Origin of the sequence: Rothia amarae (assembly GCF_042677725.1) — a bacterium.
Lineage (GTDB): Bacteria > Actinomycetota > Actinomycetes > Actinomycetales > Micrococcaceae > Rothia > Rothia amarae.
In genome coordinates, this window is record NZ_JBHUCN010000014.1 from 145,625 (window position 1) to 160,997 (window position 15,373).

Annotated in this window: 12 protein-coding genes and 2 pseudogenes; 12 read left to right on the plus strand and 2 right to left on the minus strand. The window is 51.0% G+C overall.

What is annotated here, in order from left to right; genetic code table 11:
- Positions 1–38: 38 nt before the first annotated feature.
- Positions 39–674: a hypothetical protein gene (locus tag ACFR81_RS09640; RefSeq protein ID WP_145174954.1), complete on the plus strand. Its 636-nt coding sequence runs from the start codon at positions 39–41 to the stop codon at positions 672–674.
- Positions 675–680: 6 nt separating this feature from the next.
- On the opposite strand, the gene ACFR81_RS09645 is transcribed toward ACFR81_RS09640, so the two are convergent.
- On the minus strand, positions 681–1,661 hold the full coding sequence (locus ACFR81_RS09645) for a quinone oxidoreductase family protein (protein WP_343875596.1): 981 nt from the start codon (positions 1,659–1,661) through the stop codon (positions 681–683).
- Between the two features lie 128 nt (positions 1,662–1,789).
- On the opposite strand from ACFR81_RS09645, the pseudogene ACFR81_RS09650 reads away from it, so the two are divergent.
- The 5 genes and pseudogenes from ACFR81_RS09650 to ACFR81_RS09670 all read left to right on the plus strand — a co-directional run.
- Positions 1,790–2,443 (plus strand): annotated as a pseudogene (locus ACFR81_RS09650) (NAD(P)-binding domain-containing protein); the annotation flags it as partial.
- 50 nt (positions 2,444–2,493) lie between these two features.
- A pseudogene (locus ACFR81_RS09655) lies at positions 2,494–2,843 on the plus strand (aminotransferase class III-fold pyridoxal phosphate-dependent enzyme); the annotation flags it as partial.
- A 63-nt stretch (positions 2,844–2,906) separates the two neighbouring features.
- Complete coding sequence (locus tag ACFR81_RS09660) at positions 2,907–3,539, plus strand: aminotransferase class III-fold pyridoxal phosphate-dependent enzyme (RefSeq protein ID WP_358431037.1); 633 nt, start codon at positions 2,907–2,909, stop codon at positions 3,537–3,539.
- 110 nt (positions 3,540–3,649) lie between these two features.
- Positions 3,650–4,582 (plus strand): ornithine carbamoyltransferase, encoded by a 933-nt coding sequence (argF, locus tag ACFR81_RS09665; RefSeq protein WP_343875587.1) that lies wholly within the window; start codon positions 3,650–3,652, stop codon positions 4,580–4,582.
- Between the two features lie 35 nt (positions 4,583–4,617).
- The gene (locus ACFR81_RS09670; RefSeq protein ID WP_068168132.1) at positions 4,618–5,097 is read left to right on the plus strand and encodes an arginine repressor; all 480 of its coding nucleotides are present in this window, start codon (positions 4,618–4,620) and stop codon (positions 5,095–5,097) included.
- 62 nt (positions 5,098–5,159) lie between these two features.
- On the opposite strand, the gene ACFR81_RS09675 is transcribed toward ACFR81_RS09670, so the two are convergent.
- Positions 5,160–5,567 (minus strand): ankyrin repeat domain-containing protein, encoded by a 408-nt coding sequence (locus ACFR81_RS09675; protein WP_145174962.1) that lies wholly within the window; start codon positions 5,565–5,567, stop codon positions 5,160–5,162.
- A gap of 146 nt (positions 5,568–5,713) precedes the next feature.
- Here ACFR81_RS09675 and ACFR81_RS09680 point away from each other — a divergent pair, with 146 nt between their 5' ends.
- The 6 genes from ACFR81_RS09680 (at position 5,714) to tyrS (ending at position 14,621) form a co-directional block, all read left to right on the plus strand.
- Positions 5,714–7,237, plus strand: a complete 1,524-nt coding sequence (locus ACFR81_RS09680; RefSeq protein WP_343875580.1) for a long-chain-fatty-acid--CoA ligase — start codon at positions 5,714–5,716, stop codon at positions 7,235–7,237.
- A gap of 132 nt (positions 7,238–7,369) precedes the next feature.
- Positions 7,370–8,572, plus strand: a complete 1,203-nt coding sequence (locus tag ACFR81_RS09685) for an argininosuccinate synthase (protein ID WP_068168142.1) — start codon at positions 7,370–7,372, stop codon at positions 8,570–8,572.
- Between the two features lie 75 nt (positions 8,573–8,647).
- Complete coding sequence (gene argH, locus ACFR81_RS09690; protein ID WP_343875578.1) at positions 8,648–10,096, plus strand: argininosuccinate lyase; 1,449 nt, start codon at positions 8,648–8,650, stop codon at positions 10,094–10,096.
- 163 nt (positions 10,097–10,259) lie between these two features.
- On the plus strand, positions 10,260–10,811 hold the full coding sequence (locus tag ACFR81_RS09695) for an adenine phosphoribosyltransferase (protein WP_068168148.1): 552 nt from the start codon (positions 10,260–10,262) through the stop codon (positions 10,809–10,811).
- A 105-nt stretch (positions 10,812–10,916) separates the two neighbouring features.
- Positions 10,917–13,226, plus strand: coding sequence for a HelD family protein (locus tag ACFR81_RS09700; RefSeq protein WP_377148845.1), 2,310 nt, complete (start codon positions 10,917–10,919; stop codon positions 13,224–13,226).
- A gap of 84 nt (positions 13,227–13,310) precedes the next feature.
- On the plus strand, positions 13,311–14,621 hold the full coding sequence (gene tyrS, locus ACFR81_RS09705) for a tyrosine--tRNA ligase (RefSeq protein WP_343875575.1): 1,311 nt from the start codon (positions 13,311–13,313) through the stop codon (positions 14,619–14,621).
- Positions 14,622–15,373: the final 752 nt, after the last annotated feature.

The window sequence follows — 15,373 nt, forward strand, 5'->3', positions numbered from 1 at the left end:
GTTAGCCCCCCAAGCACCTTAAATTTTGGAGTATTTTTATGGTTCACGAACCTCAGGAAATAGACAACGATTCTTTCTTTGAGATGGCAGAAGATGATGTCTATGAAAACGAGGTAGATAATCGAGGACGCTGGTTGACTGTGGCAATGGTGCTTTTGGCAACCATTGTGGCAATTTTCCTCTGCGTTTTGGGAATCCGCCAGCTTTCCGAAGCTAATCAGAACAAGGGATATGAGGACAAGAGCTGGGTCATGAGCGGCACGTATGTTGATTTGACTCCTGACCTGCAGACCAAATCTAATGTGGCTATCTATAGTGGCGCGGTTCCTGCAGATGACCAGCTCAAAGAAATTACCTATGTTTCTAACCTGAATGATTCAAAGAAGATTCAGCCGGGTGAGACGGTTCAGTTCCGCGGCACTCAAAACGGTTCGGTTGAGGGCGATTTTGACAAGGATGTCGATGCTCTTCTGGCTAAAACCGGAGATCACCAGGTTGAAGTTGTGCGAACAGGCGAAAAAGGTAGCCTCGAACCCGTTACTTCTTCTCTCGTTTCTCAGCAGCAGATTATGGGCTGGGCGTCGCTGATTGGTGCCGTCGTTGTTTTTGCAGCTGGTGTTTTTGCGGCGATCTTCCTCAACCGTCGCGCTCGTGCTGAGGAAGACCTTGACTAGTCTCATCTAAGGCATGAGCAAGACTTTTCCACGAGTATGCCGCCCTTCAAGAAATTCGTGGGCTTGGCTTGCTTGAGTCAGAGGAAAAATTTGATCAATAGTAACAGTGAGCTCTTTGGCCAGAATACGGTCAAAGAGCTCATTCATTCTCCACAGGAATTCAGGGCGGTTGAGCGTGTAGTGAGCCAGGGTGGGACGGGTAACGTACAGCGAACCTAAGGCATTTAGCTGTTGGAGGTCAAAGGGCGGTACCTGCCCGGATGCGCCCCCGAAGAGGACGGCGGTTCCGCGCGTCTTGAGGGTTTTGAGGGTTTGGTCAAATGTTGTTTTGCCTACTGAGTCGTAGGCGACGTCCACACCTTTGCCCTGAGTAATTTCTAGGGTTTCTTCGGCAAAGTTGTCGTAGAAGAGCACATGATCTGCACCGTGGTTGAGCGCGATGCGTTTCTTTTCTTCGGTGGAGACGGTAGTAATAACCGTAGCGCCGATTGACTTGAGTAGTTGAATCGCTATTCCTCCTACCCCGCCTGCTCCTGCGTGGAGGAGAACGGTGTGTTCGGGGTTGACGGCGAAGGTTGAGCGGGTGAGATAGTGAGCAGTCATGCCTTGTAGGGGGAGCGCTGCAGCAATCTCATCTGAAATCTCGTCTGGAACGGCAGCGGCAAATTCTTCGGGTACGGTAAAGAATTCCCCGTAGGTTTGGGTAGCTGAAGCGGTGGTGATTCGATCGCCTACAGAAAATTCGCTCACTTGATCACCCACCGCTTCTACGATTCCGCATGCCTCTCCGCCAGGTATGAAAGGGAGCTTTACTGAATAGACGCCGGCTCGTTGGTAGGTTTCTATAAAGTTGACCCCGGTAGCGCGCGTTTTGACTAACAGTTCGTGGGCGCCAGGAGGGGGCACAGGAGCTTGCGATGGGCGCAGGACGCTCGGGTCTCCAGTTTCTTGGACAAGGGCAACGTTTTGAGTCTGTGGAGTATGCATGTGTTCTAGACTACTCCAGCCTCCTAGAAGTTTGAGTATGCACGAAAGAAAAAGAAACATTGCTATAAATTCCAAATTATATGAATAAATATGTTTATATTCGTATAAATACGCGTTATGGCGGCTCCATGACACATTTAGTTGCAGTCTCAGATGCCACCGGGGACGCAGACGGCGAAGTTCTTCGTTTGCTCACCTCCCACCCCGAGGTGGACGTAAAAACCGTGTGCGCCAACAGCCAAGCAGGTCAACGACTGGGAGAAATAGCACCGCACCTGCGAAAGTATTCGACAACGGTGTTGCAGGAAACTACTGCGGACGCTTTACGGGGGCACGACGTCGTCTTTCTCGCCCTACCGCACGGTGCATCGGGAGAACTAGCCGCAGAACTCAGTGAAGATACCCTGGTCATCGATGCAGGGGCCGACCACCGACTCATCAATGCTGTTGACTGGAAGCAGTACTACGGCACTGAATGCGCAGGATCATGGCCCTACGGGTTGCCTGAGTTCACCTTTCCTAGCGGTCAGAAGCAACGGGAAAATCTAGAAAACACGAAGCGCATTGCAGTGCCAGGTTGCTATCCCACCGCAAGTATTCTTGCGTTGCTGCCGGGGTTTCAGGGGTAGCTACTGGAGGCGGACGACGTCGTTATCGTAGCCGCATCAGGAGTAAGCGGCGCGGGCAAGAGCTTGAAACCTCATTTGTTGGGTTCCGAATCCATGGGATCTATGAGTCCCTATGGGGTAGGTGGAATGCACCGGCATACACCTGGGATTGAATCTGCGTCGATTCGAGGAACATCGCTATGACTGGTATGCAAAAATCATTAATGGGCCAGTACCCCCAAGATCTGCTGGGAGTCTTTGGTGATCCGGGGTTGGTGGTTGAAAAAGGAAACGGCTGTCTTCTTGAGGATGTCAACGGCAAACGCTATCTTGATTTGCTGGCGGGAATTGCCGTCAACGCCTTGGGGTATGCCCACCCTAGGTGGGTGAAAGCCGTCAACGAACAGGCAAGCGACTAGCTCATATTTCTAATCTCTTTACCACGCCTCAGCAGATTGCTCTGGGTAACAAGCTCTCTGAGCTTTTTAATTCCGCTGAACCCGTTCAAGCTTTTTTCTGCAACTCGGGAACTGAAGCGAACGAAGCCGCCTATAAACTCGCCCGTCGTTTTGCCAACCAGCACGGAAAAAAGACTATTCTTGCACTCGACCATGGATTCCATGGACGAACGGTCGGAGTGTTGCCGCTTCCCGGTGGCTACCTGCAGAAAGCGCGCGAACTTACCCGTCAGAAGAACGCGTTCCTCATTGTGGACGAGGTACAAACGGGGATGGGCCGCACTGGCCGTTGGTTGGAATGTACCCGCGAACTTGACGCGCAGTCTATGCCCGATGCGATCACCCTGGCTAAGGGCCTTGGGGGCGGGTTCCCTATCGGCGCTTTGCTAGTGAACGGGGCAGAAAATCTTTCGATTTTGCAAGCAGGGATGCACGGAATTACCTTTGGCGGTAACCCGCTGGCATGCGCTGCAGCATTGGCGACTCTCTCTGTGATTGAAGAAGAGAATCTACTGGCATCAGCTCAGCATCTGGGTGACAGCGTGCGAGCGCACATTGAAAAAGTAGTAGGGGTAGTAAGCACCAGCGGTGCGGGTTTCCTGATTGGAATTCAGCTGGAGTCAGATGCTACAGCATCCGGCGCCCCCTTGGCTCCTCGCTGCGTAAATATTGCCCGCGAAAAAGGTTTTATCCTCAACGCAACGGATGCGAAAACTTTACGTATTGCCCCGCCCCTGATTATCAGCGCTGCCGAGCTGAGTAGTTTTGCTGATGCTCTGGAATCAATTATCGCTGAAGCCGCGGCGTCCTAAACAAATAGATTTTATATGCATATAGTGCATAAATATCGCTATCTAGCCTTATAATTATTGAGAGTGCCGATTCATAAACTAATTGGTGCATGTATAAACAGGAGAAAATCATGGTTCGACACTTTCTGAAAGACACAGATCTCACGCCCATGGAGCAGGCTCGCGTGCTGCGTCTAGCAGCAGAGTTTAAAGCTGATCGGTTTTCTCAACAACCGCTCAGCGGCCCCCAAACAGTTGTGGTAATTTTCGACAAGACCTCCACTCGAACTCGCGTCTCATTTGCCACGGGAATTGCTGAAATGGGGGGTTTCCCGCTGGTGATGGACTCGGGTGAATCGCAACTAGGTCATAAAGAATCTATTGAAGATACATCTCGGGTACTTACCCGTATGGCATCTGCTATTGTCTGGCGAACATCCGCACAGGAAGGGCTGGAAAAGATGGCGGCACACGCAACAGTGCCTGTCGTTAACGCACTTTCTGACCAATATCATCCCTGCCAAATACTTGCAGACCTTCAAACCATGCAAGAAAATATAGGTGATTTGAGGGGTAAAACTCTGGCTTACCTGGGCGATGCAGCCAACAACATGGCGCACTCCTACCTGCTGGGGGGAGCGACGGCGGGAATGAACGTCCATATTGCTGGTCCTGCCGATTATCAACCCGATTCAACCGTTGTTCAGGAAGCACATCAGCGGGCTGAAGAAACCGGCGCCACCATCCTCATCACCGATAACCCCGAGGAAGCACTGCAGGGAGCCGATGTGGTTATTACTGATACTTGGATATCAATGGGGCAGGAGGGAGAAAAAGACCAACACGAAAGCATCTTCCGCCCCTATCAAGTAGATTCCGGAGCAATGGCTCAGGCGAACGATCATGCAATCTTTATGCACTGCCTACCCGCCTATCGAGGCTTCGAAGTCACCGCTGACGTCATAGACGGCTCCCAATCAGTGGTGTGGGACGAAGCCGAAAACCGGCTACACGCCCAAAAAGCACTTCTCACATTTTTACTTGAAGAATCAATTACCCGATAATAATAAAAATCACTTCGCATATGAGGAACAAATAGATGGCAATCCCTTCCACCAAAACCGCGCGGCAAGCGCGCATCGTAGACCTGCTTTCCACCCACCGAGTGCGCTCCCAAGCAGACCTTGCGCAATTGCTGACCGACGACGGCGTCAAAGTCACTCAAGCTACGCTTTCCCGAGATCTTGTAGAAATTGGGGCAGAACGCGTACGGGACGAAAAATCAGGTCTTATTTATGCTGTGCCTAATCATCCGGTCCGTCGCTCATCATCAGATGGTATTGATGCCCGTATGATTTCTCTCTTCAAGGAACTTCTCATCACAGCTGAAGCTTCGGGCAATCTCGTTATTTTGCGCACGCCCCCGGGTGCCGCACAATTTCTCGCGTCATCCATTGATCAAGCAGGAATCGACCGTGTTCTTGGTACTATCGCGGGCGACGACACTGTCATGGTTATCACTCGCGCCGCCATGGGAGCAGAAGAGTTGGCGGAGCAATTTCTTGAATGGGCCGCGTAAATGTGGAACCTACCGTAGGAGGTTGCCTCGCACCGTTGGGTTCCTTACCGTTCCTAGCGGCTCTACTTCCCGGCTAACAGTTCTTTCATGTGTGGCAAATTGAAAAAATCAGCAACCTCTGCAGGGGTTTGGTGGCCTAGCCGAGCGTCTGCGCCGGCATCAAGCAAGATCTTGGTGATTTCTTCATTGTTGCGGAAGACTGCGCAGACCAGTGGGGTCTGTCCACGGTCATTGAGTGCATCGATATTTGCTCCTCGGCTTAGTAAGAGCTCCACCAGCTGAGTGTGCTCATGGTAGGCGGCAAGGATGAGAAGCGAATCCCCTTTGGTGTCCGTAAAATCTACAGGGATTCCTTGGTCGAGTAGTGAGGTTAGCTTGGCAAGGTGGCCTGCCCTTACTACATCAAAGATGGCATTGAGAAACTCAATTTCTTCATCGCTGAGTTCAAAACTTGTTGATTCAACTGGCATGTGAAACCTTTCCATTTCCTTATTATGAGTAAATCATAATAAGGAAATTGGTGCAATAGCCTGTATAAAATAAGCCCATAACGGCATAAGATGCTGATACCTATTCCGCTCGGCAGAATCCAGCGAATATTTGAAGAGGAGAAACGGTGGCACTTTCTAAGTCATCCCAGTTCAATCTTGCCCATCTTCTGGAATCTTCGTCTTCAGAAGCAACCGCGCTGGTCACAGATGATGTTGAGCTGTCCTATCCAGACCTCAAAGCAGCGGTAGGTCAAGCGGGAAAATGGCTGCAACACCTGGGTGTTTGCCCTGGGGATCGCGTTGCCCTCTCCTTACCGAACGTAGTGCAGATGCCTGTCCTTTATTTTGCTGCTCTCAGCATGGGGGCCGTGGTGGTGCCGTTGAATCCTCTACTCAGTACCGATGAGGTCAATTTTCATATAGAGGATTCGGGGGCGCGCCTGCTGATTTGCTGGGATAGCTCCAGAGTCGCCCAAGAGAGTTCAAGCCACCAAATATCTGCGGTTCAACAGATAGAAATAAGTGCTCATACTACTTTTCCCGCCGATGAATCATCAGAAGATGCAGGGGAGTGGACTTCATATGCTGTGGGTAAGAATGATCCTGCAGTAATTCTTTATACCTCCGGCACTACGGGTAAACCTAAAGGTGCTGTGCTGACACATAAGAATCTGCTTTCGAACGCTTGCACCGTGGCAGATTTCTTTGAGTACCGTTCTGATGATGTATTTTTTGGTGGGCTACCGCTTTTCCATGCCTTCGGGCAGACCGTTTCTATGAATGCTGTCTTCGCTGCAGGAGCATCCATTGCCTTGCTTCCAAGGTTTACTCCCGACGCCGCAGCTGAGCTGTGTGAACAGAAGGGCGTTACGGTCTTCGCAGCTGTACCTTCGATGTACTCGGCCCTAGCTGCCTACTGTGAAACACGGGATGTAAGTGGTTTATACGGAAAAATCCGGTTTGGGATATCTGGCGGTTCTCCTTTACCGGCATCGGTGCATTCTGATTTTGCGCGTCTCTTGGCATGCCCTATCTATGAAGGATACGGTTTGTCTGAGACGGCGCCCGTCGTCAGCTTCAACCAAGAACGATTTGGGTTGGTAGTGGGTTCAGTGGGGCGTGCGATTCCTGGAGTCCAAGTTGCGGTGCGGGGGAAGGATGGGCAAGAACTTCCTGCAAATGAGCCCGGCCAGTTATGGGTGCGAGGCGATAACGTGATGGCTGGCTACTGGGGCAATCCCCAGGAAACTGCGAAAGTATTTGACGGCGATTGGTTTGCCACGGGGGACGTAGCCCGTATCGATGAGCTGGGAAATATCTTCATTGTTGACCGTATTAAAGACATGATTTTGCGGCATGGTTACAGCGTGTATCCGCGGGAGATTGAAGATGTCATGTATTCCCATGCGGGGGTGCGCCTGGTTGCAGTGGTAGGTGTACCGGATGTGCGCGTGGGCGAGGAAATTTGTGCCTATATTGTTCCCAAGGAGGCTCTGAATATAGCTGCCCAGAATGCTTTGATTGAGGAGCTGAACACCCTCTGCCGAGAGAAACTGGCGTCCTATAAGTACCCTCGTCAATTTCGGGTCGTGAAAGATTTACCGCTGGGTCCCACGGGGAAAATCCTGAAGCGGGAGCTGACGCAATAGTATGAGTTTCCTTAAAAATGAAGAAATTTGGGCTCACTTCGGTCACTCCAACTTGCATAATTATTGATCCATGTTAATAATTATTTATAACCAATTTTTTTGTTTGCCTAGGCAGACCACGAAAGGATGACGATGAAGGATCGCGTAGTACTTGCATATTCAGGTGGTCTAGATACCTCCGTAGCAATTGGCTGGATTGGCGAGGCCACAGGAGCAGAAGTTATTGCGGTTGCTGTTGACGTAGGACAGGGCGGCGAGGATCTTGAGACTATTCGCCAGCGCGCTCTCGACTGCGGCGCCGTCGAAGCATATGTGGCAGATGCCCGCGATGAATTTGCTAGCGAATACTGCATGCCCGCGCTGAAGGCTAATGCCTTGTATATGGATGCATATCCGCTAGTTTCTGCGGTATCGCGTCCCGTCATCTCTAAGCACCTGGTGAAAGCTGCTCAAGACTTCGGCGCAACTACCGTAGCTCACGGTTGCACAGGCAAGGGTAATGACCAGGTTCGTTTTGAGGTCGCCATTCAGACTCTCGGCCCCGATTTGAAGTGCATTGCACCCGTTCGCGACCTTGCGTTGACTCGTGAAAAGGCAATTGGGTATGCAGAGAAGAACAATTTGCCGATTGTAACCACAAAGAAGAATCCCTTCTCCATTGATCAAAACGTATGGGGACGCGCAGTGGAAACCGGGTTTCTCGAAGACATCTGGAATGGCCCGAGCAAGGATGTCTACGACTACACTGATGATCCCACTTTCGCGCCGGCTCCCGATACCGTCGTCATTACCTTCAAAGAAGGTATTCCGGTAGCTATTGATGGTCAGGCTGTATCACCGCTTGAAGCGATTCAGCAGATGAACCATCGTGCCGGCGCACAGGGTGTTGGTCGTATCGATTTGGTAGAAGATCGCCTGGTAGGTATCAAATCCCGTGAAATCTATGAGGCACCTGGCGCGATGGCTTTAATCGCTGCGCACAAGGAACTTGAGAACGTCACTATTGAGCGCGAACAGGCTCGTTTCAAGAAGACTGTGGGTCAGCGCTGGACCGAGTTGGTGTATGACGGTCAGTGGTTCTCCCCGCTGAAGAAATCTTTGGATGCGTTTATCGATGACACTCAGAAGATGGTCAATGGCGAGATTCGCATGGATCTGCATTCAGGACGCGCAGTTGTCACCGGACGTCGTTCAGATACCTCTCTCTACGATTTCAACTTGGCGACTTACGATGAAGGCGACAGCTTCGATCAGTCCCAGGCAAAGGGATTCATTGAACTGTTTGGTATGTCTTCTAAGGTTGCATCTTCGCGCGATCAGCGGTTGGGCAAGTAGGACTGTGGGCGGGCTGGTTGCAGTCCGCCCCTGTAATTTCTAGTGGTTTTTTCTCCAAGTTTTTAGGGTCTTTGTATGTCTTCTCATGAAAAACATGGCACAAATTCTGGTGCTTTGTGGGGCGGTCGGTTTGCCGGCGGCCCTTCGGATGCTTTAGCTGCGTTGTCGAAATCTACCCAGTTTGACTGGCGGCTGGCGCCTTACGATATCGCCGGTTCACGGGCTCATGCTCGCGTGCTCCACCAAGCTGGTTTGCTTACCGACACTGAGCTTTCGGGGATGATTTCTGCCCTGGATCAGCTGGAAGCTGATGTTCGCGATGGTTCTTACACTCCGGCAGACTCAGATGAAGATGTGCACGGATCATTGGAGAAAGGTCTCATCGAACGTGGGGGGGCTGAGCTGGGCGGCAAATTACGCGCTGGTCGTTCGCGTAATGATCAGATTGCCACCTTGGGGCGCATGTATCTGCGCGATCATGCCTCCATCATCGCTTCTGGCGTCTTAGACATGATTGATGCACTGGTTGAACAGGCTGAGGCTCATCCTTATGCGCCGATGCCTGGGCGTACTCATTTGCAGCACGCTCAACCTATCCTTTTGTCCCATCAGTTGCTGGCGCATGCCTGGGCATTGAGCCGAGACGTGGAGCGATTGCGTGATTGGGACGCGCGTGCTGCGGTTTCGCCCTATGGCTCTGGCGCGTTGGCTGGCTCCTCCTTGGGTCTTGATCCGGAGGCTGTAGCTGCGGAATTGGGTTTTGAATCAGCGACTTTTAATTCGATCGACGGCACGGCTGCTCGGGACGTTTATGCCGAGTTTGCTTGGGTAGCGGCCATGATTGCTGTGGATCTTTCTCGATTTGCCGAAGAAGTGATTCTGTGGGCAACCAAGGAGTTCTCCTTTGTGAAGTTGCACGATTCGTTCTCGACCGGTTCCTCGATTATGCCGCAGAAAAAGAATCCTGATATCGCAGAGCTTGCTCGCGGTAAAGCCGGTCGACTCATTGGCGATTTATCAGGATTGCTTGCAACTCTGAAGGCTCTTCCGCTGGCTTATAACCGCGATTTGCAGGAAGATAAAGAGCCGGTTTTCGATGCTATTGATCAGCTGGAAGTTCTTTTACCGGCAATGTCTGGCATGACGTCCACTCTCACCTTCAATACTGAGCGTTTAGCTGAGCTAGCACCCCAGGGGTTTGCACTGGCAACCGATATTGCCGAGTGGTTGGTTCGCCAAGGCGTACCTTTCCGCGTGGCTCACGAACTTGCCGGTGAAGCAGTTCGTGTTTGCGAAGAAAAGAACTGCGAACTGTGGGATCTTTCAGATGAAGATTTCGCTTCAATCTCTGAGCATCTGACCCCGCAGGTTCGCGAGGTCTTGACCGTTGAGGGTTCTTTGAATTCTCGTTCTGCTCAGGGAGGTACTTCTCCTAGCGCAGTGGCAGAGCAACTAACGGCGTTGAAGAAGGTACTGGCAGAACTTAAAGATTTTGCCGAGCGACCTGCAATAGTCAATAGCTAACTCATTTCTAAGGCCCGCCTGTTCTTCTCGGAGAGCAGGCGGGTTTTGCGTGTCAGAGATTGTTCCGAGCTCGCAGGCTCCTGCTGCGCGTATAATTTTTGAAGGATTCTTTGACCATTTATAAAAGCAATCACCGTTTTTCGGTGTGAAAGTTTTACCCGCGATGATTTCAGCAGACCTTCAAAACCTTTCCATTCAAGACGCCGTGCCCGCAGCGTGCGCGCAAATTCAGGACTTTCCTAAGCCGGGGATCTTGTTCTACGACGTCACTACTCTCTTTGCTAATCCGCAGGTATTCCGCCGCTGTATCGATGAACTGACCGAACGGTTCGCGGGAACTTTTGACATCGTAGCCGGTGTGGAGGCTCGTGGATTCCTGCTTGCTTCTGCTATTGCCTATAGTGCAGGAACCGGTGTAATGACTGTTCGCAAGGCAGGTAAGCTCCCTCGCGATACCTATACCAAGGAGTACGAGCTGGAATACGGTTCAGCTGCAATCGAGATTCACCGGGATGATATCCCAGCCGGTACGCGCGTTTTGATTGTGGATGATTTGCTGGCAACCGGCGGTACCCTTGCTGCTGCAGTGAACCTTATGGATCAAGCGCAACTGAAAGTCGCGGGTGTGGGAGTACTCCTTGAGTTAGAGGGGCTAGGTGGCCGTGAAGCGATTGGACCGCATCTGGTTGAGTCTTTATCTATTGTCTCTGAATAAGTTTTCCCACCCTTAACTTTTGAAGGGTACCCGCCCTATTTCCAAGCGGCCTTTTGACGCGTAAACTAGAACGTCTCAGTTTTAAATTTAGAGAAAGAAACGTGCGTGACTGATCATAATTCGGAGAATGCTCGAGGTCCGGTATCCCCGGTTGATTCTGAAGCTGCTGAGGCCGCTTATGCTCAGGCATTGCAGTTGGAGCGGGACTACGTCAATCGGTTGTATTTACGCCTGGATGAGATGCGTGAAGATACCGATGCCAAGCTCAAAAATATTCGGCGTTCGCAAACAATCGGCACGCACCAGAATCGTTCGGAGCGAGACGCGTATGCCAGCCACTACGAGGATAGGTTGGCGCAGCTCAACGCAGTAGACCACCGGTTAGCGTTTGGTCGGCTCGATCTTGACGATGAAACGACCCGATACATCGGGCGTATCGGTTTGGCCACCGAAGAACACGAGCGTCTTCTCATTGACTGGCGCGCGCCGGAGGCTGGCACTTTTTATCAGGCAACGGCTTTTGACCGGCAGAATGTCCGCCGCCGCCGTCATTTGATGCTGGAAAAGCGCAATGTGGTGGGAATCGAAGATGATGTTCTTGATTCCACTATGCTTGATACTGAGGACAATTTGCACGGCGAGGGCGCTCTTCTCGCTGCGCTCAATCGCAAGCGTACCGGTCGTATGGGCGATATCGTTGCAACTATTCAGGCGGAGCAGGACAAGATTATTCGCGCTGATTTGCCTGGTGTCCGCGTTGTTCAGGGCGGCCCGGGTACGGGTAAGACGGCGGTTGCTTTGCATCGTGCGGCCTATTTGCTCTATACCTTTCGTGAGCGGTTGAACAAAGCTGGTGTTTTGGTCGTCGGACCTAGCGCTTCGTTCATGTGGTACATCGAGCGTGTTCTGCCGTCCTTGGGCGAGACTGGCGTTGTGATGACATCCCTGGCGTCGCTTTACCCGGGTTTGCGCGCGGTTCCAGAGAACGATCCGCAGGTCGCCAGACTCAAAGGCGATCTTCGGATGGTTCGTGCTATCAAGCGTGCGGTGAAAGACCGCGAAAAGCGCATCAAGGAACCGACGCGATTGACGGTAGATTCCACCGAACTCATGCTCACTCCAAAAATGGTTGATTATGCGCGGGAGAAAGCACGTTCAACCGGAAAGCCCCATAATGAGGCACGCGAGACTTTTGTGAAAATTCTGATCCGGGACTTGGGTCAGCAACTGAACGAAAAACTGGATGAGGCTGCTGGCAGGCAGGTAGATCGGCCGCATATTGAGGACGATGTCCGTGAATCAATGGATGTGCGTCGGGCTTTGAATCTGGCGTGGATGCCTATCTCTCCGGAGACTCTATTACGCTCGCTATTTTCCAAACGCGAGTATTTAGATTCGGCGTTGCGGGAGTTTACTGACGCGGAGCGTGATTTGTTGGTCCGCCCTGCGTCTGCTCCTTTCACCGAGGCGGATGTTCCGCTGCTTGATGAAGCTGCTGAATTGCTCGGTGATTTTGGAAAGATTACCGGTGCTGCGGCAGCCGCTCGCGCGGCGGCGGAGCATAAAGCGAACCTTGAGAATGCTCGCAAAGCGCTGGAAAATGTGCATTATGAGCTAGAAGATTTTGGCGTCGATGGTGTGATTACCGCCGAGCAAATTGCTTTTTATAACGAGACGGGTGCTCAGCGCATGACGGCGGCTCAGGCAGCTAAGTCAGATCGCACCTGGGCGTATGGGCATGTGGTGGTCGATGAGGCTCAAGAACTCTCACCGATGCAGTGGCGGCTTCTCTTCCGTCGTTGTCCCATGAAGTCTTTCACTATTGTCGGAGACATTGCTCAGGCGTCTTCAGCAGCTGCTTCTCATTCTTGGCAGGACGCGTTGGAGCCGTTCGTGGGGGAGCGTTTCGAATTAGATACGCTCAGCGTCAATTATCGAACCCCCGCTCAGATTTCTGATGCGGCTGTTGCCGTGGCGCAGGCGGCTGGTCAAGATGTATCAGCCCCGCGAGCTGTTCGAGAGGGGGAGTGGCCACCCTTCCTTATACATGTTGAATCTGAAGATCTTATCTCTACTGTTGTGGATAAGGTAACGGAAGAAGTTCGGTTTGCTGCCGGAGGCTTGATCGGTGTCATTGCTGCTCCAAAAAAATTTGCTCAGGTGGCTAATGCGGTAGCACGAGCACATCGGGATAAGACCGGTACATCGCAGACCGCCTTGGAAAATCAGATTTTGGTACTCACTCCTTGGGAGGCAAAAGGGCTTGAGTTTGATGTGGTTATTATCGTCGAACCCAATGATTTAGTGAGGGCAGCTAATGGCTCTATTGGAGACTTGTATGTTTCGATGACTCGTCCGACTCAGCGCCTGTACCTGATTGGGGCCGAGGAATTTCCCTCAGGATTAGAGTCTTAGCGGCTCAGACCGCTAGTGATAGCGACCTGGTAGTTTGTACCTTAGTAATGAAGTAAGCACGTAATGCTAATGAATGGAGAAAGAGTGTCAACCAGCATTCTTGAAACGCAGCACAATGATGATTCTTTCGAGAACATCTGGCAGGAACTCAAGTGGCGCGGTCTGGTGCATGTGAGTACCGATGAAGCTGCACTGGAAAAGGCTCTTTCTGAAGAATCGGTGAACTTCTATATTGGGTATGATCCCACGGCGGCTTCACTTCATTTGGGTCATTTGGTGCAGTTGCTGACGATGCGTCGTCTTCAGCTGGCTGGTCATAATCCCTTCGGGCTGGTGGGTGGTGCCACCGGTTTGATTGGTGATCCTCGCCAGACATCAGAGCGAGTTCTTAATTCTCGTGATGTAGTTGAGGGGTGGGTCGAAAAACTGCGCGGTCAAATTGAGCGCTTCCTTGATTTCAAGGGCGACCATGCTGCTCAAATGGTGAATAACTTGGAGTGGACGTCGGAGCTATCGGCTATTGATTTCTTGCGGGAGATTGGTAAGAACTTCCGTGTGGGAACCATGGTGAAAAAAGAGATTGTGGCAAAGCGCCTGAACTCTGATGAGGGTATTTCTTACACTGAGTTCTCTTATCAAATTCTGCAGGGTAACGATTACTTAGAACTTAATCGCCGGTACGGAGTTACTTTGCAGTGTGGTGGCTCGGATCAGTGGGGCAACCTTACCTCCGGTACTGAGCTGGTTCGTAAGGTCGAAGGTGCGCACGTTCATGCATTGGGGACACCACTCATCACTAATTCTGATGGGACTAAGTTTGGTAAGTCTGAGGGCAACGCCATCTGGCTTGATCCGCAGATGTGCACCCCCTATGCCTTCTACCAGTTCTGGCTCAATACTGCCGACGCCGACGTCGCTGATCGCTTTAAAGTCTTCACCTTCAAGACTCGTGATGAGATTGCTGAAATCCAGAAGTCAGTTGAAGAGGAACCTTACAAGCGTTTGGGTCAGAAGACTTTGGCCTACGAAGTAACCGCTTTGGTCCACGGCGTGGAAGCAACTGAAAAGGTTATTGCTGCTTCAGAGGCACTCTTTGGTAAGGGACAATTGGCAGATTTGGATGAGGACACTCTGGTTGCTGCAACAGCTGAGTTACCGCATGCTGTAGTGACTCCGGACCAGCTAGATATGATTACGGTTTTGACCGAGACTGGTCTTTCTGAATCGAAGTCAGCAGCACGACGAACTTTGAAAGAGGGTGGTGCTTCAGCCAACAACGTAAAGGTGCAGGGCGAGGATTCTGCCATTGCAGCTCCTGAGCTACTTCATGGCAAGTATGCGGTAGTTCGTCGAGGAAAGAAGAACATGGCAGTAGTAGAAGTTCGGAATTCCTAACCGTTCTAGCTCTCTATACGCTGTGAAAAGCCGAAATCAGACCTTCAGGTCTGATTTCTTCTTTTTTATTAGGAATATCAAGGTATTTTGAGTGAAACAGATTACTGATATACACCACAGTGTTGTCTAATAGACGTTGAAAACCCATGATTTACTAGGTAAAACATCTCTCGTTAGAAAGATGAGTATTCAATAAACGACAGTTATGTGAGCCAGCTCTATCAAACTGGAGTTGCGGGGGTGTTGTGGAGTGTGTAAAGTAGTACGAGTCGCCGGGGCGAGGGAGTGAAAGAAACTCCTAGTCAGGCGGTGATTCGGATAAGTTTATAGGGTGTTTTTCTTCGGGTTTGTGACTGGTTTTGCTGGTTGCTCTGATTGAAAGAATGTGGTGTGTTTCACGGTTGTTCGTGTTGCATGGTCGCTGGACACCTGGTAAGCTAGACGAGTTGCCCCGATGAGGGTAGCGAAAAATGTAAACAAGATGTTGACTGACGTTCTGCAGTTGCCACGGTATGAGTGGTGTGATTGGTTCGTGTGGTTTGTTGTTTGAGAACTCAATAGTGTGCTTTGTTCAATAAATGGCCTCTTTTTCTCATAAATATTGGGGAGGCTTATTGACTGAAACTGATACCAAATATTTATATGTATTTTTGAATACCTTTTGGTTATCAGAATGACAGCTTGAAGTAGTGATGAGTCACCGTACCCCGTGTGGCGTTTGAATCATTGTTTCGTTTTTATTTTGAGATCAG